Raw genomic sequence first — 20187 nt, 5'->3', positions numbered from 1 at the left:
CAAGTGGCCGCACCCTCTCCATGAAGAGAACTCATGAGCGTCAACCTGAGCCAGTTGCGGGCGTTCGTCGCCGTCCTGGACCACGGAGGCTTCGGCGCAGCCGCCGCCGAGCTCGGGGTGAGCCAGTCGGCGGTGTCCCACTCCGTCGCGGCGCTCGAGCGCACCCTCGGCGGGGCCGTGCTCGCCCGGCACGGCCACCCGCGTCCCACCGCCTTCGGGGACCTCGTCCTCGGTCACGCCCGCGCCGCGCTCGCGGCGGCGGCGGCCATCGCCGACCTCGCCGCTCAGCGCGACGGACTGCCGGCCGGCACCGTCCGGCTCGCCGCGCCGACGACGGTCTGCCAGGGGCTGCTCCCCCGGCTGATCCCGCAGTGGAAGGACCGGCTGCCCCGCGTCGACGTGGCCCTGTTCGAGGGCGAGGACGACGAGGTCGCCGACTGGCTGGCCCGCAGCACGGTCGACCTGGCCGTCCTCGTCGACCCGCCACCGGGACCGGGCGTCCTCCTCGCCGAGGACGCCTTCCACGCCCTTCTCCGCGACGACCACCCCCTCGCCGGAGAGCCGGACGTCGGCCCGGCCGACCTCGAGGACGACGACTTCCTGCTGTCCTGCGGAGGATGCGAACGGCACATCCGCGAGCTGTACCGGCGGGCGGGCACGACGCTCTCCCCCACCCACCGCATCCGCGACATGGGCACCCTGCTGGCCATGGTGCGGGCGGGGATCGGCGTCACGATCGTCCCCGCCCTCACCGCCGCGATGCTCGCCCCCGGGCTGGTGCTGGTGCCCGTACGTCCCGCGATCGGCCGGCGGCTCGTCCTCACCGGCCCGGCCGACCGCCCCTGGCACCCCGCCGCCATCGCCCTCATCGACACGACCGCCACGACACCCACCACCCGAGCCTTGATCGAACACATGTTCTAAGGTGGGTTCCATGCGTTGGGATGCGTTGTCGCTGGACGGCGAGGATCCGGGACTGTTCGGCAGCCCGGTCACGGTCGACACGCCGGAGTTCCGCGGGATCACCTTCCACGAGATACGAGCCAAGTCGATCATCAACGCGGTCCCCGCCGCCTCGCGCGTCCCCTTCCGCTGGACGATCAACCCCTATCGGGGATGCAGCCATGCGTGTGTCTACTGTTATGCCAGGAACACTCATAAGTATCTGGATTTCGACACTGGGCGGGATTTCGACTCGCAGATCGTGGTGAAGGTCAACGCGCCGGAGCTCGTACGCCGGGAGCTCGCCGCGCCGAAGTGGGCCGGAGAGCACATCGCGATGGGCACCAACGTCGACTGTTACCAGCGGGCGGAGGGCCGCTACCGGCTGATGCCGGGCATCATCGAGGCGCTGCGGGACGCGGCGAATCCCTTCTCGATCCTTACCAAGGGCTCGCTGATCCTGCGCGACCTACCGCTGCTGGAGGAGGCCGCCGACCGCACGGAGGTCAGCGCGGCCGTGTCCGTCGGCTTCGTCGACAAGGAACTGTGGCGGCTGCTCGAACCCGGCACCCCCAGTCCGCTCAAACGCCTCGAGGTCTGCGCGACGCTGAACGAGCACGGCATCGGCTGCGGTGTCCTGATGAGCCCGATCATTCCCTACCTCACCGACAGCCCGCGCCGGTTGGAGGCGGCCGTGCGCCGGATCGCCGAGACCGGTGCCACCTCCGTCTCCGCGATCGTCCTGCACCTGCGCCCCGGCGCCCGCGAGTGGTTCACCCGCTGGCTCCGCGAACACCACCCCGAGCTCGTCGCACCGTACGAGCGCCTGTACGGCGGCGGCGCCTACGCGCCGAAGGACTATCAGCACCGCATCGCCCGGCGCGTCAGGGACCTCGCCGACGAGTACGGCATCCGCGGAGGCCGGAACCTCCGCCACCCGCGCACGCCCCCACCCGCGGCCCCGTACTCCGCCGAACCCGAACAGCTCACCATCCTGTGATCGGCCCGGGCACCGGCCGGGTTCCCATAGGCGCGATGCTCGCCGAACCGCCGAAGGCCGTCCTGTCCGGCGCCTCCGTCCATGACGGGACGCACGCGCGCCTGCGCGCGGCCGCGGCCCGGTATCTCGCCCAGCGCCGGAACCGCGGTCCCCTCTCGCCAGGTCGCTCCTTTCCGGTCAGTTATTACGGACTACGGATTAACTGACCGGAAGTTACGTCGAAATTAGACCTTGACCCGGACTATTTCCGGCGCTTAACGTCCTCGGCACGGGGAACGCGGCGCGCGCGCACCCGGCCGAAGGCCACCCCCGGGGTGGCCTTCGGCCGACATTCGTCCCCGACCGGATTCACGTCGACGCAGAGAGGTGTTGCGTGCGCAAGAAAGCGAAGCTGGGCCTGGCCGTCCTGTCGGCCCTCGCCCTCCTGACCACCCCCGCGACGGCTTCGGCCGCGGAGAGCTCATCCGCGGCGGACAACCCGCCCGCGGGAGTGGGCAACAGCCACGCCGGAGCCGCCCACACCGGCGTGTACCCCAACGTGTTCGTCAAGGCCGGGATCTCCCGGCGGGCGGTCGAGGCCCGGGTGAACGCCACCTGGCAGCAGCTCTTCCACGGCGACCCGGGCTCGGACGCCACCCACCGCGGCGACGGCCAGACGATCTACTACCAGCTCACGCCGGACATGGCCTACGTCGAGGACATCGGCAACCAGGACGTCCGCAGCGAGGGCATGGGCTACGCGATGATGATCGCGGTACAGCTCGGCCACAAGCAGGAGTTCGACTCTCTGTGGAACTTCGCCAAGACGAAGATGCAGCTCCAGAGCGGTAAGGAGAAGTACTTCTTCGCCTGGCACACCGACACGACCGGCAAGATCCTCAGCACGGGCGTCGCCCCGGACGGCGACCAGTGGATCGCCGCCGCGCTCGCCTTCGCCGAGGGCCGCTGGGGCAACGGCGACGGGATCTACGACTACGGCACCGAGGCCCGGCAGATCGTCCACGCCATGTGGCACCAGTCCGACAACGGCGGCGTCGACATGTTCGACCGGAAGTACTACCTGCCGCTGTTCACCCCGCCGGCGACGTTCCTGTACTACACCGACCCGTCCTACGCGCTGCCCGCCTTCTACAAGGTCTTCGGCGCGATCGACAAGGACGACAAGGACCTGTGGGACAAGGCGTACGACGCGGGAGAGAAGCTCCTGCAGACCGCCCACGACCCGCGGACCGGCCTGACCCCGGACTACGCCAACTTCGACGGCACGCCGTACCTGGGCCGGGGCGAGACCCCGACCGACAACTCCTACACCCACAACTTCCAGGAAGACGCCTGGCGGGCCATCGCCAACGTGAACGTGGACGCCGCCTGGTTCGGCACGAAGCCGTGGCAGAAGGAGTACTCCAACACCCTGGAGAACTTCTTCGAGGGCCAGGGCGTGACGACCTACGTCAGCCGGTACCACCTCGACGGCACGCCGCTGTCGTCGGGCCAGAACACCTACGAGCCCGCCCACGCGCAGGGCCTGGTCGCGATGAACTCGACGTCGGCCATCACGGCGACGGACAGCGTCCGGCGGGAGTTCGTCCGGGACTTCTGGAACACCGAGATCCCGTCCGGCTACGCCCGCTACTACGACGGGATGCTCTACATGCTGGGACTGCTGTACGACAGCGGGAAGTTCCGGATCTGGGCGTCGCCCGCCGAGCACTGAGCCCGGCGGAGCACTCAGCCCGGCGGAGCACTGAGCCCGGCGGAGCACTCAGCCCGGCCGGGCGCTGAGCCGGCCGGGCGCTGAGCTCCTGGACACCAGGGACGACGGCCCGCGCGGTAGCGTGTACGGCACCGCGCGGGCCGTTCCCCGACGAGGCGTCGGCGCAGGACACCCGCCTGGATCGAGAAGGGGTCGCAGGTGCCGATCGAGACGGCGGAGTTCGGGCGTACCGGCCATACCAGCACACGTGTGATCTTCGGCGCCGCGGCACTGGCCGCGGTGTCCCAGAGCATCGCGGATCGGACCCTGGACGTCCTTCTCGAGTACGACGTGAACCACATCGACGTGGCCGCCTCCTACGGCGAGGCCGAGGTGCGCCTCCGCCCGCTCCTGCGGCGGGAACCCGACCGGTTCTTCCTGGCGACCAAGACCGGCGAGCGTACGGCGTCCGGCGCGCGCGAGGAGCTGCACCGGTCGCTGGACCGCCTCGGTGTGGACCACGTCGACCTGTGGCAGCTGCACGCCCTGGCCGACCCGATCGAGTGGGACATCGCCCTCAGCCCCGGCGGGGCGATCGAGGCGGCGCTCGCGGCCCGGGAGGAGGGGCTCGTGCGGTGGATCGGCGTGACCGGTCACGGGACGCAGATCGCGGCCACCCACCGGCGAAGCCTGGAGAGGTTCGACTTCGACTCGGTCCTGCTGCCGTACAACTACGTCACCATGCGCAACCCGTACTACGCCGACAACTTCGAGGCGCTGTACCGGACGTGCCAGGAGCGGCGGGTGGCGGTGCAGACGATCAAGTCGATCGCGCTGCGCCCGTGGATGGGCCGCCCGCACACCCGGGCGACCTGGTACGAGCCGCTCGAGCGGCAGGACGACATCGACCTCGCCGTCTGGTGGGCGCTCAGCCGGCCCGGTGTCTTCGTCAACAGCGTCGGTGACGTCGATCTGCTCCCCCGCGTCCTCGACGCCGCCTCCCGCTTCGGCGAGGCGCCCGGCGACGCCGCGATGGACGCGCTGGTCGAGCGGTCCCAGGCCGAGCCGCTGTTCGTCTGACCCGCCGCGGACCGGCGTGGCCCGCGCTCCCCGTGACCGGCGGCCGCGCGGGTGACGGTCCGGTCCGCGGACCGGCGCCGTCGAGGACGGGCAGGAGGCAGCCGCGTTAGGAGGCGTCCCGTTCGGCCGGCCGATCGCCTTCTGAGGCGTCCGGCGAGAGCCGGCGGGCCGCCTCGGCCAGGATCTCGACGACACGCAGGCCGAACGCCGCGTCGCAGTCGTGCCCGCGCCCCGTGCGCGCCGCGTCGAGCAGAGTGCCGATCATCCGGTCGAGCGCCGTCACCGGTGTGTCCTCGCTCGCGGGCATCGCGGTGACGCCGTGGTCGCCGCGCAGCTCGGCCGTCGATCCCGTGGCCGCGCCCGGCGCGGTGAGGGTCAGGGTGGCGGTGCTCGACGCGCCGCCGTCGTGCCGCAGGACGAGGTGCACCGTGTCGCCCGGACCGGTCGTCGCCGCGGCCACCCGGTGCACGTCGCCGAGCACGGGAAGCAGCACGGACAGGGCGTGCGGGCCGACGTCCCACAGTGCTCCCTTCTCACGGCGCCACGGCGAGTCCGCGAACGGCCCGCCGTCCAGCGCGCCGATCCAGGCCGCGTGGGCGGTGAACCAGCCACCGCGCCGGGACTGCTCGGCGATCCACTGACGCGGCCCATCCGCGAAGCGCGCGGTGAAGAACACCGCCGAGGCGACACCCGTCTCCCGCACCGCGGCCACGACGGCGCGCGCGCCGGCCACGTCGATCGCCAGCGGCTTGTCCAGCAGCAGGTGACGGCCGGCCCGTGCGGCGCGTACGGCCAGCGGCGCCTGGACGGCCGGCGGGAGCGCGATCGCGATCGCGTCGGTGTCCGCGATCAGGGCGTCCACGTCGTCGTACGGGCGGGTGCCGAAGCGCTCGGCCAGGGCACCGGCCGCCTCGGGCCGCCGCCCCCAGACACCGGTGAAGTCCACGTCCGCATGACCTCGCAGCGCCGGGGCGTACGCGAGTTCCGCCCACGGGCCCGTTCCCAGGAGTCCGATACGCACCGTCTCATTCTCCTTCCACAGCACCGCGGCTCGGTCCCGTCGCGGCCGGAACCGGACATCGTTCGCCAAGAGACCGTAAAGCCGCATTGACCGGTACGTGACCGCAAACCTATGTTCCGCGCAGCACCACCACCCGTGGTGCCACGGGCCGGAAGCGGTCGATCCCACCGCGCACCCGGCCTCCCGCCGGACAAGGGAGCAAGGATGTCACCCCCCACCCGAGCTCGTCGTCTGTGGCACGCCGCCCTCACCCTCGTCGCCGCACTCACGCTGCCCCTCGCCGTCCTCACCGCCGCGACCGCGCCGGCGAACGCCGCCCCCGCCGCGCCCGGACCGCACCACGTCTCCCCGGTGAAGCGGGCGTGCGCCGAGCCCACCCGTCGCGGCCAGATGGCCTGCCTCACCCTGGTGCGCACCGACGTGACCGCACGCCAGGGGATCCAGCCGAACCTGGCCCCGTCCGGATTCGGCCCGTCCGACCTGCAGAGCGCGTACGCGCTGCCGTCCTCCTCGTACGGATCCGGGCAGACGGTCGCGATCATCGACGCCTACGACGACCCGAAGGCCGAATCCGACCTGGCGACGTACCGCTCCCAGTACGGACTGCCCGCCTGCACCACCGCGAACGGCTGTTTCAAGAAGGTCAACGAGAACGGCGGCAGCACCCTCCCCTCCGCCGACTCCGGCTGGGCCGAAGAAGAGTCCCTCGACCTGGACATGGTCTCGGCGGTCTGCCCCAACTGCCACATCCTGCTGGTCGAGGCGAGCCAGCCGAGCATGGAGGACCTGGGCACCGCGGTGAACACCGCGGTGAGCCTCGGCGCCAAGTTCGTGTCGAACAGCTACGGCGGCGACGAGGACGGCACCGACACGAGCAGCGACGCCTCCTACTTCGACCACCCAGGTGTCGCGATCACCGTGTCATCGGGCGACGACGGATACGGGACCGAGTACCCGGCGGCGTCGCAGTACGTCACCGCGGTGGGCGGGACGTCGCTGTCCCGGGCGTCGAACGCGCGCGGCTGGAGCGAGTCGACCTGGTCCGGCGCGGGTTCGGGCTGCTCCTCCTACGACCCGAAGCCGTCCTGGCAGAAGGACTCCGGCTGCGCCAAGCGGACCGTGGCGGACGTCTCCGCCGTCGCCGACCCGAACACCGGCCTTGCCGTCTACGACAGCTACCAGACCGGCGGGTGGCTCGTCGTCGGCGGCACCAGCGCGTCCGCGCCGATCATCGCCGGCGTCTACGCGCTGGGCGGGTCGCCCGCGTCGGGCACGTACCCGGCGTCCTATCCGTACGCCCACACGAGCGCGCTGAACGACGTCACGTCCGGGCGCAACGGCTCGTGCAGCCCGTCCTACCTCTGCACCGCCGCCTCCGGCTACGACGGGCCGACCGGGCTGGGCACCCCGAACGGGGCGACGGCCTTCCAGAGCGGATCCACCGGCGGCAACACGGTCACGGTGACCAGCCCGGGCAACCAGACGAGCACGGTCGGCACGGCGGTCAGCCTGCAGATCCACGCGACGGACTCCGCGTCGGGCCAGACCCTGACCTACAGCGCGACAGGCCTGCCCGCCGGGCTGTCGATCAACTCCGCCACCGGCCTGATCTCCGGGACGCCGACCGCGGCGGGCACCTCGAACGTCACCGTCACCGCCAAGGACTCGACCGGAGCCGCCGGCTCGGCGTCCTTCACCTGGACCGTCAACACGGTCGGCGGCGGATGCTCCTCCTCCGGCAACAAGGTGAGCAACGGCGGGTTCGAGAGCGGCACCTCACCGTGGACGACCACCTCCGGCGTCGTGTCCGCCAACGGCAGCGGTGAGTCCGCGCACTCCGGCACCCACTTCGCATGGCTCGACGGGTACGGCACCACCCACACCGACAGCGCCACCCAGTCGGTGACGATCCCGTCCGGCTGCACGGCCTCGCTCAGCTTCTGGCTGCACATCGACACGAGCGAAGCCGGCAGCACCGTCTACGACAAGCTGACGGTCAAGGTCGGCAGCACCACCCTGGCCACCTACAGCAACGTCGACGCCGCGTCCGGATACACGCAGAAGACCTTCGACGTGTCGTCCTACGCGGGCCAGACCGTGACCCTGTCGTTCAGCGGCACCGAGGACTCGGGCCTGCAGACGAGCTTCACCATCGACGACGTCGCCATCAACGCGTCCTGACCACTCGTCCACCGGGGCCCCGCGCATCCAGGGCGCGGGCCCCTCGCCTTCGGCCCGTCCCGTCGTCCGGCGGGACGGGCCGCCCTCACACCGGCGGCGGGGACGTGCCGGGCACCGCCTGGACGTCCAGGACGACGCGGAGGGTCGTGCCGATGGCGCCGATTCCGGCCGCCACCATCTGGTTGAAGGTCATCGCGAAGTCCTCGCGGCGCAGTTCGGTGGTGGCGCGGAAGGCGGCGCGGACGCCGCCCCACAGGTCCGGTCCGGTGCCGAGGTAGGTCAGGTCCAGGTCCACCGGACGGCGGACGCCCTTCAACGTCAGCTCGCCGCGCACGACCCACCGGTCGCCGCCGGCCGGAACGGCGTGCGTACCGGCGTAGGTGATGACCGGGAACCGCTCGACGTCGAGAAAGTCACCGCCCCGCAGGTGCTCGTCGCGCAGGGAGTTGGCGGTGTCGATGGAGGCGGCCTTGATCTCGGCGTCGACGCGGGAGCCCTCGACGGGCCGGGCGATGTCGATGCGGCCCCCGAACTCCCCGAAGCGCCCGTGGATGCTCGACAGGCCCAGGTGCCGGACGCTGACCAGGATGCTGGAGTGGGCCGGGTCGATCGACCACGGGCCGGGCGGCGGCGGATCGGTGCCGGCCTGGCGGTCCAGCACGACCGTGCCGAGCTCGGCGGCGCCCGCCGCGCCCACCCGCGCGGTCGAGGCCGACGGGGCGTACCCGATGGCCGTGACGATCGCGGTGTAGCGGCCGGCGGGCAGCGGCCCGGTGCGGACGACGCCCTCGGGGTCGGCCTCGGCGCGGCAGACCTGGCGCCCGGTCATGTCGGCGACCGTGACGACCGCGTGCGGCACCGCCCAGCCGTCCGTGGTGCGGACCCGCGCCCGCAGGCCCCTGTCCTCCGTCATGCCCGCTCCTCCGTCGGATGGCGCAGGGTCAGGCCGAGCGGCTCCGAGCCGTTCTCACCCGCCTGGACCGCCAGGGCGACCGGCGGATACCCGGTGGCGATCACGGTGTACGGGCCGGGGTCGAGGTCTTCGAAGGCGTACGCGCCGTCGGGGCCGGTCGTGGCCGTGGCGACCACGTCGCCGGCGGCGTCGACGAGCGTGACCCGCGCGTCGGCGAGCAGGAGGTCGTCGCTGCCGGCGCGCACCGTGCCGTGCACGCGCGCGCCGGCGGGCAGCTCCACCTCACACCGCGTGGTGCCGCCCGGGCCGACCTCGACGGGCAGCGCCGCCGGCCGGTGGCCGCCCGCGCTGACCGCCACGACGTACGTGCCCGCGACCAGGTCCTCGAAGACGAACCCGCCGCCGTCGCCGGTCTCGGCCGAGCCGATCACCTCACCGTGGGCGTCGGTCACCACGACGACCGCCCCGGCGACCGGTCTGCCGGTCACCGCGGCGCGTACGGCACCCGAGAGGCTCGCGGTGCCGGACAGCGTCACGTCGTGGTCGACGAGGTCGTCGCCGAGGACGACGGTGGCCGCCCGCGGCTGGTGCCCGTCGGCCGCGGTGATCAGCATGTACGGCCCGCCGCCCGGCGCGCGCAGCGCGTAGGCGCCGTCGGGGCCGGTCACGGCCCGGTCGACCTGGCGTCCGCCGAGGTCGATGAGGGTGAGCGCGGCACCGGTCACCGGGCCGCCGTCGGCGCCGCGTACCCGGCCCCGGACCCGCGGGCCGCTGGGCCCGCCCGGCCCCGCGGCCGACGCCACCGGGGCGTACGCCAGGCGGGTCTCGCCCTGGGGTCCCTCGTCGGGCGGTGCCTCGGCGTACGTCCCGACGACGGCGAGCTCACGGGGCGGCTCGGCTTCGGCGCCGCTCGCCTCACGCGGGAGGTCCGTGGTGGCCCGGGCGGGGGCGGTACGCGGCTCGCCCCGGCCGGTGACGAGTGCCGCGACGATGATCGCCGCCAGGCCGATGGCGCCCATCGCCCACCAGAGGGCGACCTGGAAGCCGTGCACGAGCCCGGCCGCGGCGAGGGCGGGCGTGGGACGGCCGGCCGCGTGCGCCGCGATGTAGCCCGTCGCCGCGGTGGTGCCGACGGTGTTGAGCAGCGCGGTGCCGAGCGAGCCGCCGACCTGCTGGGAGGTGTTGACCATCGCGGAGGCGACGCCCGCATCCCGTGCGTCCACCCCGAGGGTGGCCAGGTTCATGGCGGGCATCATGGTCGTGCCCAGCCCGATGCCGAGCAGCACCTGCGAGGGCAGCACCAGGGCGGCGTAGGCGCTGTCGACGCGGAGGCCGAGGAGCAGGGCGATGCCGCCCTCCGCGACGAGCAGGCCGGGGACCATCAGCAGGCGCGCCGGCACGTGGTTCATCAGCCGGGCGGCGATCTGCGTCGAACCGGTGATCATCCCGGCGGTGAGCGGCAGGAACGCCAGGCCGGTCCGGACCGGCGAGTAGTGCTTGACCGTCTGCAGGTAGTACGTCATGAACAGGAAGAGGCCGAACATGCCGATCACCGACAGGCCGACCGCGAGGTAGGCGCCGCCGCGGTTACGGTCGAGGATGACGCGCAGGGGCAACAGCGGGGCCTTCGTCAGCGCCTCCACCACGACGAACGCCACGATCAGCACGCAGGCTCCGGCCAGCAGGCCGACGACACCGCGGTCGCTCCACCCCTCCGACTCCGCGCGGGTGAAGCCGTACACGAGCGCGACCAGCCCGCCGGTGACGAGGACGACGCCGGGGACGTCGAGGCGCGCGCCGTCGTGCGGGGCGGGGTCGCGGACGAACGCCAGCGCGCCGACGAGCCCGATGACGGCGATCGGCACGTTGACGTACAGCGCCCAGCGCCAGTTCAGGTACTCGGTGAGCAGGCCGCCGAGGATCAGCCCGATCGCGGCGCCGCCGCCGGCGATCGCGCCGTAGATGCCGAACGCCTTGGCCCGCTCCTTCGCGACGGTGAACGTCACCGCCAGCAGTGATAACGCCGACGGCGCGAGCAGCGCGCCGAACGCGCCCTGCAGCGCGCGGGCTCCCAGCAGCATCGCCTCATCGACCGCGGCGCCGCCGACGGCCGACGCGCCCGCGAACCCGAGCAGGCCGATGAGGAAGGCGCGCCTGCGGCCGATCAGGTCGCCGACCCGGCCGCCGAACAGCAGCAGCCCGCCGAACGCGAGGGTGTAGGCGGTGATGATCCACTGCCGGTTCGCATCCGAGATGTCCAGCGCCCGCTGCGCCGACGGGAGCGCGATGTTCACGATGGTCGCGTCCAGGACGACCATCAGCTGGGCGAGGGCGATGAAGATGAGGGCGATCCAGCGACGGGGAACGAGAGTAGAGGCGGTCGTCGACATGAGGAGAGGTCTCCTAGTGCGGTGTCGGGCGGGCCTGCCGGCGATCGGAGATCGTTGGACCGGGCGTGGGAGGCGTCGTCGAACGTCGCCGCCCCCTCGCCGCCCCGGAACGATCTCACATTATGTATCTGTTCCGACACTGAGGGTACATCACTGCTTAGCAGTGACAAAAGACCGCATCCGGCCGTATCCCGCTCCGTGACCGTTCACCTCTCGGCGGCGCCGTGCGCCTGCCGGGTGTCCGGGCCGAGCTCTGCCGCCGGCCCGACCGGCCTCCGTTCCGGCTCCGTTATCCGAGGAATCCGTTCCGGCCGAAATAGCGCCGGAAGGGGCGGAACACGCCGGAGAGCGGGATGATCCACTCCTCCCGGCAGCGCGATACGGCAGGATCAGGGCGTGCCGGACGGAGGCCGACGCGGGGGCCAGGGACGCCGGCGTGGAGGATGGAACAGTGGGCGGGCGTTGCGGCTGAGGCCGGGGGAGGAAGCAGAGCAGTGAGGACATCCATGCGTCCGCGTCCGAGCGGCGTCCCGGACGGGACCGGCCGGAGCCTCGGCCGCGTGGCCACCATGCCCCCGCCGGTCCGGGACGAGTCGTGGATCCGCCGATGCCTCGCCGCGCCGGTGCGCCACCCGTGGACGGTGACGCTGGTGCTCGGCGCTCTCGTCATCGCCCTCGACCTCCGGGGCCCGGACCTGCCGGCGCAGTACTTCCGGACCTGGGTGGCGCGCACCGCGGGCCCGGTGGCGTTCAACAACCAGTGGTACGACGGGCACAGCCTGCCGGGCTACAGCGTGCTGTTCCCGCCGATCGCCGCGGTCCTGGGCGCGCGGATCACCGGCCTGCTCGCCTGCACGGTGATCACTTGGGCCGCCTGCCGGCTCCTGCCCGGCCCGCGCGACGGCGCGCAGATCTTCTTCCGCCTGGCGCTCGCCATCGGCATCGTCGGTGAGCTGATCATCGGTCAGCTGCCCTTCGCCCTCGGGCTGGCCTTCGGGCTGGCCGCGCTGCTCGCCGCGCTCGAGGGCCTGCCCGTGCTGGTGTTCATGATGGCTGCCTGCTGTTCGCTGTCGAGTCCGCTCGCGGGGCTGTTCCTGCTGCTCGCGGGCCTGAGCTGGGCCCCTCAGGCGGGCTGGCGACGGGTCGCCCCGCTCGGTTCGGCCGCCCTGGGCATGCTGGTGTCCTTCGTGACCGGTGGCGGCAGCGGCCGGTTCCCCTTCCCGCTGGTCAACCTCCTCGGTGTCCTGCTGTTCAGCGCGCTGACCCTGGCCATCGCGCCCCGGAGCAGCACCCTGATCCGGCGCTTCGCGGTGATCTACGGCACGCTCAGCGCCGTCCTCTTCGTGGTGCCCAACCCGGTCGGGGCGAACATCGCGCGGCTGGGCAGCACCCTCGCGCTGCCGGCGGCGGGATACCTGCTGCTCCGCTACGGCCGGCGGCTGGTGCTGGCGCTGCTGGTCGTACCGCTGCTCAGCTGGCAGCTGGTTCCCGTGGCGACCGCCCTGGCGAACTCGGCCGGGGACCCGTCGTCCAGCGCCTCGTACTACGCCGGTCTGCGGTCGTTCCTGGCCACCCGGAACCCCGCGGGGGGCCGGCTCGAGGTCCCGTTCACCCGGGAGCACTGGGAGACCATGTTCCTCGCCCAGCGGTTCCCCCTCGCCCGTGGCTGGGAGCGGCAGCTCGACCTCCGCTACTCCCCCGCGCTCTACCGGCCGCTGACCGCGGAGGGCTACCGCGCCTGGCTGAACGCCAACGCCGTCGGCCTGGTCGCGCTGCCCGACGTGCCGCTCGACCGGGGCGGCCTCTCCGAGGCCGCTCTGCTGGCCGATCCGCCCTCCTACCTGCACGAGGTCTGGCACGACGCGCACTGGAAGGTCTGGGAGGTGGCCGACGCGGTGCCGCTCGCCTCGGGTCCCGCCACGCTGCGCACGCTCGAGGTCTCGTCGTTCATCCTGGACTTCCCGACGGCCGGCACGGAGACGGTCCGCATCCACGCCAACGATATGTGGGGTGTCGCCGACGGCGGCGCGGCCTGTCTCACGACCACGCCCGACGGCTGGTTCCAGGTGACGGCCCTGCGGCCCGGCCCGGTCCGCGTCCACGCCACCGTCCGCAACATCATCGACCGCGACGCCCACCCCGAGTGCGCCTTCGCCGAGTCTCCCGACCCGGCGATGTCCGGCGGCTGAGCGCGGCCCGCGCCGAACCCCGAACGCGCGCCGCACCGCGCCGAACACGGTCCCGCGCCGCCCTGCCCCCGTCCTGCCCCGTCCTGTCCTGCCCCGGCCCGGCAAAGAACTCCGGGCACGAACTTGGCTCCGCTCGGAGAGGCGGCGCGGGTGGCGGCCGTCCGCGTGGGTAGCGCTCGGGACATGGGGCCGTGGGGGAAACGGGACGACATGCTGGTGCACCGGCGTGATCCGTTCAACGCGGAGCCGCCGCGCCACGCCCTGGCCCGCCGCCCGCTCACCGGTTGTGAGAGCTTCTATAGCCGTAACCACGGCCCGGTCCCGCGCATCGACGCCCGCGCCTGGCGGCTGCGCGTGGACGGCCTGGTGGACCGTCCCCTCACCCTGTCGCTGGGCGACCTGCGCGAGCGGTTCGCCGAGCGGGAGATCCTCGCCACCGTGCAGTGCGCGGGGAACCGCCGGGCGGGACTGCTCGAGGTCCGGGACATCCCCGGTGAGGACCCGTGGGGGCCCTGCGCCATCTCCACCGCCCGCTGGACCGGCGTGCTGCTGGCCGACGTGCTCGCCGCCGCCGGCGTACGGCCCGGCGCCCGCCACGTCGCCTTCGCCGCGCCCGACGTCTCGCCACTGGCGGACCCGCCGCAGCCCTTCGGCGGCTCTATCCCGCTGGTCAAGGCGACCTCCGGCGAGGTCCTCCTCGCCTGGGGGATGGACGGCCGGCCCCTGCCCGACGTGCACGGAGCGCCCCTGCGGATGATCGTCCCCGGGTGGATCGGGGCGCGCAGCGTCAAGTGGCTGGAGCGCGTCACCGCGCAGGCCGACCCGTCGGGCAACTACTTCCAGGCCGTCGCCTACCGCATCCTGCCGCCGGACGCGGACCCCACCCGTACGGGGCCGGGGGCGGGCATCTCGCTCGGTCCGGTCGCCGTCACCTGCGCCATCCTGGCGCCCGACGGCGGCACACCGCTTCCCCCGGGCCCGACGGAGATCACCGGTTACGCGTACGCCGGTGAGGACCGCACCGTGGCCCGGCTCGACGTCTCCCTGGACGGCGGACGCACCTGGACCCAGGCGGAGCTCGACCCGCCGCCGAGCCCCTGGACGTGGCAGGAGTGGCGTATCACCGTCGACCTGCCGGGTGGTGACACCGTCGTCACCGCCCGGGCCTGGGACTCCACCGGGATGACGCAGCCGGAGTCGCCCGCCGCGCTGTGGAATCCGAAGGGCTACGCCAACAACTCCTGGGACCGGGTCCGCCTGACCACGACCGGGTCCCCTCCGGCCCCCGGCCCGACCGGGCCGGGAGATCAGTAGCCGTGGACCCCGTCCGGCCAGTGCAGCTCCACACCGGACCGCTCGAGCCGCGTCTGGTAGTCCGACAGCAGGTCCTGCTTCTCGCGGACGGCGTACGGCGTCGCGGACCGCTCCATGCAGAACGCCACGAGGGCGCCCGCGGCCTCGCCGATGTTCCACTCGACGGGGTGCAGACGGTAGGCGCCGTTGCTGATGTGCGTGGTGCCGATGTTCTTGGCCGCGGCCACGAGGTTGCGCACGCGCCGGGGGATCAGGGCGCCGAGCGGGATCTCGAACGGCGAGCAGCCCACGTCGATGTAGTTGTCGCCGCCGGTCGAGGGGTGCAGATCGATCCGATACATGCCGACGCCGACCGAATCGCCGTAGTGGACCGCGCCCTTGTCGCCGCGTACGGCCAGGGACAGGTCCTGCTCGGGCACGGTGTACAGCGCGCGGATGCGGCGCGACTCGCGGATGTAGGGGGCCTGGGCGAGGCCGTCGGTGCCGCCGGTGACGTCGCCGCGCAGCCGCAGCCCGGGATACCCGGTGCCGCCGTCCGGCCGCGGCGCCTCCGTCTGCATCCAGTACAGCGCGGAACGGGACAGCTCGCGCGCGGCGGCCACGTGCCGGTCGGCGTCCGGCACATCGATGATCGAGCCGTCGAAGTAGTCGATCATCGGCCAGTTCACGAGCGTGATGTCGCTGGTGTACGCGCCGTCCTCGAACAGGCCGCGCGCGGCGATCCGGCGGAACGACCACAGGTCCAGGTCACCGCCGAAGCGCTGCTGGTCGCCCAGGACGGCCATCGGGTCGCCTTCGGGGTTGGGGGTGAAGGTCCGTTCGACCGGCTCGAGCGTGCGCGGGATCGGGGCCGACCACGACAGCAGGCGGTCGCCCCAGAAGTCCGGCTGGTACGCGCGCCAGTAGTCGTAGGTCTTCGGCCGCTCGATCGTGTGGTCGCCGTCGACGTGGTCCATGGCGAAGCAGACCGAGATGGCCTGCATGTTCTGCGGCTGGGCCTCCGCCGGGGCGCTGGGCTCGCCGGTGTCCGCCTGCGACTCGAATCCCGTGACGTACTCCGTGCCGGTCAGCGGCAGCAGCTCGCCGGTCTCGGTGGCGTCGAGGACGAACCGCGCGGACACGCTCGTCCGCTCGCCGGTGTCCCGGTGGGCGAAGGTGACGGCGGTGACGAGGTCGCCCTCGGTGTCCGCGGCGACCGGCCGGTACGGCTGCAGCACGCGCAGCCTGCCGGAGCCGCGGTAGGGGGCGAGCATCGCCTCGATGACCGCCACGGCGACGCGGGGCTCGTGGCAGAGGCGGCTGACCCAGCCCGCGCCGGGATTGAGCTCGCCCCAGTCCCGGGCACGGCCGGTCAGCGGGTAGTGGTTCCGGTAGTAGTCGCGGATCCCGTCGCGCAGTGCCCGGTAGCCGGCCGTGACGCCGAAACGCTCGACCCAGCTGTGCTCGTCCGGGGGCACGGCCTGGCTGGTGAGCTGGCCGCCGAGCCAGTCGTACTCCTCGGTCAGGACGACCGAGGCGCCGGACCTGACCAGTGCGAGTGCGGCGGCGACCCCGCCCAGACCTCCGCCCACGACGAGGGCATCGGTATGAAACTCCATGAGGGGAAAGAACTCCTATGAACGGCCGCCCGTGGAATGAAGGACGCCATGGGGACGAGATGTCCGGCGCTCGGGGCGGGGAATGTCATCCAGAGATGACGTTTACAACGCTCAGCGTCACCTGTGGTATTCCCGGACCGTCACCATCGGTTACCGACGCCGACCTGAGGTGATCGAGATGTCCTTCACCGCCGAGCCCGCCGAGCCCCATCCGCAGCCGGAGGAGGGCTTCCACCACGGACGCCTGGCGGTCCGTCTCTGCGATCCGGTGACGACATCGGACCGCACCGGACTGCTGCGGTTCGACGGGCCCTCGGGGGAGCTCCTCGCCATGGCGTACGTCCCACCGCCCGCGGACGGGCGACCGTACCCGCTCGTTCTCCTTCTGCACGGCGCCGGCGGGTCCGCGCGCCAGGGCCTGGACCTGATGCTGCCCGCCGCCGACGAGCACCGGCTCCTGCTCGTGGCGCCCAAGTCGGCCGCGGGCACCTGGGACCTCATCGTCGACGGCTTCGGCGCGGACGTGCTGCGGATCGACCGGGTGCTGGAGGAGATCTTCGACCTCTACCCGGTCGACCGCGCGATCGCCGGCGGCTTCTCCGACGGCGCCTCGTACGCCCTGTCGATCGGGCTGACCAACGGTGACCTGTTCGACGCCGTGGTCGCCTTCTCCCCCGGGTTCGCGACGCCGCTGGTCACGCACGGGACCCCGCGCGTGTTCGTCTCGCACGGGACGGGCGACGGGGTCCTGCGGATCGACGCCTGCAGCCGGCGGCTGGTCCCCGGGCTTCAGGCCCGGGGGTACCAGGTCACGTACGAGGAGTTCGACGGCGGCCACGAGGTCCCCGGGCCGGTCGTCGACCGCGCGGTGTCCTGGATGCTCTCCGGCGGCGCCCCTGAGTCCGGCCGTGGCCCTGAGTCCGACGATGGCCCGGTCAGGTGGTGACCTGGTCGAGGACCTCCAGCAGGTGGTGGTAGGTCTCGCCGGTCGCGCGGGACAGGCCGATCTCGCAGGTCCGGTTGACCGAGGCGTGGGCCGCGAAGTCACCGCGGGCCACCGACTCCGCCTCCGCGCGGGTCGCCGAGGCGGTCAGCTCCGGGTGGAGCATGCCGCGGTCACCGGCGAAGGCGCAGCACTGCCAGCCCTCCGGGACGACGACCTCGTCGGCGACCGCCTCGGCGATGCGGGCGATGTCGCGGTCCAGGCCGAGCCGCGTCGAGGAGCAGGTCGGGTGCAGGGCCAGTGAGGGCAGGCGGCGGGCGGCGGGCAGGCGGGGCAGGACGTGCTCGGCGACGAAACTGACCGCGTCCAGCACCTCGACGGCCGGTCCGGCGGTGGCGGCGAGCCGCCGGAATCCCTCCGTGCAGGACGCGGCGTCGCTGATCACCGGGATCCGGCCGCCGTCGGTGGCGGCCAGCAGGGCCGTGCGCACCTTGCCGCGCATGACCTCGTACCCCTGGGTGAACCCCTTGGACGACCACGGGGTGCCGCAGCACAGGTTCGCGATGTCCCCGGGGACGTGCAGGCGCAGGCCCGCCCGTTCGGTGAGGCGCCGCAGCGCGGTCATGACACCCGGGCCGCCCTCGGCGGGGGCGAACATGGTGTTCAGGCAGGACGGCACGTAGACGGCGTCGGCGTCCGGCAGCGGCGCGGGCCGCCGGGGCTCGCCGCCGCGCGGCAGGTCGCGGCTCCACTCCGGGACGGTGTCCGGGGCGCCGATCCTGCGGGCCGCCCGGCCCGCCGCCTCGACGAGTCCGGGCGGGGCGGCGGCCGCGATGTCGAGCGCCGTGTCCATGGCGCGGGTCACCGCGCCCCAGTGGCCGGCGGCGGTCTTCCAACCGGCCTGGGCGACGCGGCCGTGGTCCTGCGCGCGCAGGCGTTTGGTGAGGTCCCCGGTGTTGATGAGCACGGGGCAGGCGGTGGCGCACATGCCGTCGACGGCGCACGTCTCGACGGCGTCGTACGCGTACTCCGCCTCCAGCCGCCGGGCCAGCTCGTGGTCGCCCGCGGCGCGGGCGGCGGCCAGCTCACGGCGCAGCACGATGCGCTGGCGCGGCGTCGTGGTGAGGTCGCGACTGGGGCAGACGGGTTCGCAGTAGCCGCACTCGACGCACCGGTCGACCTCGGGTTCGACGGTGACGGCGGACTTGAGGTCCCGCAGGTGCGCCCGCGGGTCGTCGGTCAGCACGACCCCGGGGTTCAGCGTGTCACCCGGGTCGCACAGTCGCTTGACCTCCCGCATCACCGCGTACAGCTCGTCGCCGTACTGGCGTCGTACGAAGGGGGCCATGACGCGGCCGGTGCCGTGCTCGGCCTTGAGCGTGCCGCCCCGGCCGAGGACGGCGTCGACCATGTCCTCGGTGAAGTCGGCGTACCGCCGCAGGTCGGTGCCGAAGTGCTCGTTGAGCGTGAAGTGCAGGTTGCCGTCCTTGGCGTGCCCGAAGACGACGCTGCGTTCGTACCGGTACCTGGCGAACAGCTCCGCGAGGTCGTCGCACAGGTCGGCCAGCGCGGGCACGGGGACGGCGACGTCCTCCAGCAGCGCCGTCGTGCCGCTGGGGCGGGCGCCGGCGACGGAGGCGTACAGGCCCTTACGGATGTGCCACAGCGCCGCGCGGCCCTTGGCGTCCCCGCTGAGCCGTGCCGGAGCGGCCAGGTCGAAGGCGCCGAACAGCCGCGCCGCCGCGCGCTCGCGGTCGGCGAGGACCTCGGGATCCGACTCCTGCCACTCCACCAGCAGCGCCGCGTGGTCCTCCACGGTGAGCGTGCGCAGGACGTCCTCGGCCTTCGGGTCCTCCTGGGCGACGAGCAGGGACTCGGCGTCGAGCAGTTCCACGGCCGCCGGGCCCGCCGCGACGATCTCGGGCACGGCGGCCATCGCCGTCCGCAGCGCGGGGAAGACGAGCAGGCCCGTCGCCGCGAGCCGGTGCGCCGGCACCGTCCGCAGAACCGCCTCGGCGACGAAGGCGAGCGTGCCCTCGCTGCCGACGACGAGGTGGGCGAGGATCTGCGCGGGCGTGTCGTGGTCGAGAAGGCTGTTCAGCCCATAGCCCATGGTGTTCTTCAGGGCGAACTGGGCCTTGATCCGGCGGGCCGACTCGGGGTTGCCGCGGACCCGATCCCGCAGGCGTTCCAGGCCCGCCGCCAGGTCGGGTTCGAGGGCGCGCAGGCGGGCGTCGGCGTCCGGCGCGCCGGTGTCGAGGACGGTCCCGCTGGGCAGCACGAGGACCATCGACTCGAGGGTCTCGTACGTGTTGGCGTGGGTTCCGCAGGTCATGCCGCTGGAGTTGTTGGCGACGACCCCGCCGATCGTGCAGGCCGCCTCGCTGGCCGGGTCGGGCCCGAGCCTGCGCCCGTACGCGGCGAGCCGGGCGTTGACCTGCCGCAGCACGGCGCCCGGCTGCACCCGGACACGGGCGCCGCCGTCGAGTACCTCGATGCCGCGGAAGTGCCGCCGGGTGTCCACGAGCAGGTGGTCGGTGACCGCCTGCCCGCTCAGGCTGGTGCCGCCGGACCGGAAGGTCAGCGGCAGACCGGCGCGCATCAGCGCGCCGACCTGCTCCGCGCTGCGGGGCACGAGGACCGCCTGCGGGGTCAGCAGGTAGTGCGACGCGTCATGGGCCTGGCCGAGCCGGTCGCTCGCGCGGGAGCGGGTGATCCCCGGGACCGCGGCCTCGACCGCCGCCAGGACGGCGGGATCCGGCGCGGGCAGCCTCGGCGTTCCTTGGGTGCGGGTGACGCTCATACTTCCTTCGTCCGATGGGTGGTCGCCTACCGACGTGGGCGGAATGGGCCCGTTCGATCCGACTGTCCAGCATATGGGCGGCCGCCGGACCGGGGAGCCGACGAGTCCGTCGCCCCGCGC

13 protein-coding genes are annotated in these 20187 nt (G+C 73.0%); 8 read left to right on the top strand and 5 right to left on the bottom strand.

The features are described from left to right. Positions 1-33: 33 nt before the first annotated feature. From NE235_RS01460 to NE235_RS01445, 4 genes are all read left to right on the top strand, one after another. On the top strand, positions 34-924 hold the full coding sequence (locus NE235_RS01460) for a LysR family transcriptional regulator (protein ID WP_252798811.1): 891 nt from the start codon (positions 34-36) through the stop codon (positions 922-924). Positions 925-934: 10 nt separating this feature from the next. Continuing rightward, positions 935-1942, top strand: a complete 1008-nt coding sequence (locus tag NE235_RS01455) for an Rv2578c family radical SAM protein (protein WP_252798810.1) — start codon at positions 935-937, stop codon at positions 1940-1942. Positions 1943-2315: 373 nt separating this feature from the next. Further along, entirely contained in the window at positions 2316-3656 is a 1341-nt protein-coding gene (locus NE235_RS01450; RefSeq protein WP_252798809.1) for a glycosyl hydrolase family 8, read from the top strand. A gap of 198 nt (positions 3657-3854) precedes the next feature. Next, positions 3855-4715 (top strand): aldo/keto reductase, encoded by an 861-nt coding sequence (locus NE235_RS01445; RefSeq protein ID WP_252798808.1) that lies wholly within the window; start codon positions 3855-3857, stop codon positions 4713-4715. A 106-nt stretch (positions 4716-4821) separates the two neighbouring features. Here the strand turns inward: NE235_RS01445 and NE235_RS01440 are convergent, their stop codons facing one another. After that, the gene (locus NE235_RS01440; RefSeq protein ID WP_252798807.1) at positions 4822-5736 is read right to left on the bottom strand and encodes a Gfo/Idh/MocA family protein; all 915 of its coding nucleotides are present in this window, start codon (positions 5734-5736) and stop codon (positions 4822-4824) included. 204 nt (positions 5737-5940) lie between these two features. Here NE235_RS01440 and NE235_RS01435 point away from each other — a divergent pair, with 204 nt between their 5' ends. Next, positions 5941-7917: a putative Ig domain-containing protein gene (locus tag NE235_RS01435; RefSeq protein ID WP_252798806.1), complete on the top strand. Its 1977-nt coding sequence runs from the start codon at positions 5941-5943 to the stop codon at positions 7915-7917. An 85-nt stretch (positions 7918-8002) separates the two neighbouring features. On the opposite strand, the gene NE235_RS01430 is transcribed toward NE235_RS01435, so the two are convergent. Further along, positions 8003-8830: a YceI family protein gene (locus NE235_RS01430; protein WP_252798805.1), complete on the bottom strand. Its 828-nt coding sequence runs from the start codon at positions 8828-8830 to the stop codon at positions 8003-8005. Further along, complete coding sequence (locus NE235_RS01425; RefSeq protein WP_252798804.1) at positions 8827-11220, bottom strand: MFS transporter; 2394 nt, start codon at positions 11218-11220, stop codon at positions 8827-8829. Before NE235_RS01425 ends, NE235_RS01430 begins: the two co-directional genes overlap by 4 nt. 506 nt (positions 11221-11726) lie before the next feature. Between NE235_RS01425 and NE235_RS01420 the strand changes: the two genes are divergently transcribed. Together NE235_RS01420 and NE235_RS01415 are read left to right on the top strand one after the other, a co-directional pair. Further along, positions 11727-13409: a hypothetical protein gene (locus tag NE235_RS01420; RefSeq protein ID WP_252798803.1), complete on the top strand. Its 1683-nt coding sequence runs from the start codon at positions 11727-11729 to the stop codon at positions 13407-13409. Positions 13410-13592: 183 nt separating this feature from the next. Then, a complete protein-coding gene (locus NE235_RS01415; RefSeq protein ID WP_252798802.1) occupies positions 13593-14723 on the top strand; it encodes a sulfite oxidase in 1131 nt (376 codons plus the stop codon). Here NE235_RS01415 and NE235_RS01410 read toward each other — a convergent pair. Continuing rightward, positions 14717-16321, bottom strand: coding sequence for an FAD-dependent oxidoreductase (locus NE235_RS01410; RefSeq protein ID WP_252798801.1), 1605 nt, complete (start codon positions 16319-16321; stop codon positions 14717-14719). The genes NE235_RS01415 and NE235_RS01410 overlap by 7 nt on opposite strands. A gap of 178 nt (positions 16322-16499) precedes the next feature. Between NE235_RS01410 and NE235_RS01405 the strand changes: the two genes are divergently transcribed. Further along, on the top strand, positions 16500-17267 hold the full coding sequence (locus tag NE235_RS01405) for an alpha/beta hydrolase (RefSeq protein ID WP_252798800.1): 768 nt from the start codon (positions 16500-16502) through the stop codon (positions 17265-17267). Here the strand turns inward: NE235_RS01405 and NE235_RS01400 are convergent. Beyond that, the gene (locus NE235_RS01400; RefSeq protein ID WP_252798799.1) at positions 17257-20067 is read right to left on the bottom strand and encodes an FAD-binding and (Fe-S)-binding domain-containing protein; all 2811 of its coding nucleotides are present in this window, start codon (positions 20065-20067) and stop codon (positions 17257-17259) included. The genes NE235_RS01405 and NE235_RS01400 overlap by 11 nt on opposite strands. Positions 20068-20187: the final 120 nt, after the last annotated feature.

It is taken from the genome of Actinoallomurus spadix (genome assembly GCF_024055725.1).
In the GTDB taxonomy this organism is placed as follows: Bacteria; Actinomycetota; Actinomycetes; order Streptosporangiales; family Streptosporangiaceae; genus Actinoallomurus; species Actinoallomurus spadix.
The sequence above is the reverse complement of the archived record's forward strand: the minus strand, read 5'-3'. Positions and strand labels throughout refer to the sequence as shown.

Coding starts and splice junctions, on each gene's coding strand:
- NE235_RS01460 (WP_252798811.1), top strand. CDS start 34: ATGAGCGTCAACCTGAGCCAGTTGCGGGCGTTCGTCGCCGTCCTGGAC.
- NE235_RS01455 (WP_252798810.1), top strand. CDS start 935: ATGCGTTGGGATGCGTTGTCGCTGGACGGCGAGGATCCGGGACTGTTC.
- NE235_RS01435 (WP_252798806.1), top strand. CDS start 5,941: ATGTCACCCCCCACCCGAGCTCGTCGTCTGTGGCACGCCGCCCTCACC.
- NE235_RS01430 (WP_252798805.1), bottom strand. CDS start 8,830: ATGACGGAGGACAGGGGCCTGCGGGCGCGGGTCCGCACCACGGACGGC.
- NE235_RS01425 (WP_252798804.1), bottom strand. CDS start 11,220: ATGTCGACGACCGCCTCTACTCTCGTTCCCCGTCGCTGGATCGCCCTC.
- NE235_RS01420 (WP_252798803.1), top strand. CDS start 11,727: ATGCGTCCGCGTCCGAGCGGCGTCCCGGACGGGACCGGCCGGAGCCTC.
- NE235_RS01415 (WP_252798802.1), top strand. CDS start 13,593: ATGGGGCCGTGGGGGAAACGGGACGACATGCTGGTGCACCGGCGTGAT.
- NE235_RS01410 (WP_252798801.1), bottom strand. CDS start 16,321: ATGGAGTTTCATACCGATGCCCTCGTCGTGGGCGGAGGTCTGGGCGGG.
- NE235_RS01405 (WP_252798800.1), top strand. CDS start 16,500: ATGTCCTTCACCGCCGAGCCCGCCGAGCCCCATCCGCAGCCGGAGGAG.
- NE235_RS01400 (WP_252798799.1), bottom strand. CDS start 20,067: ATGAGCGTCACCCGCACCCAAGGAACGCCGAGGCTGCCCGCGCCGGAT.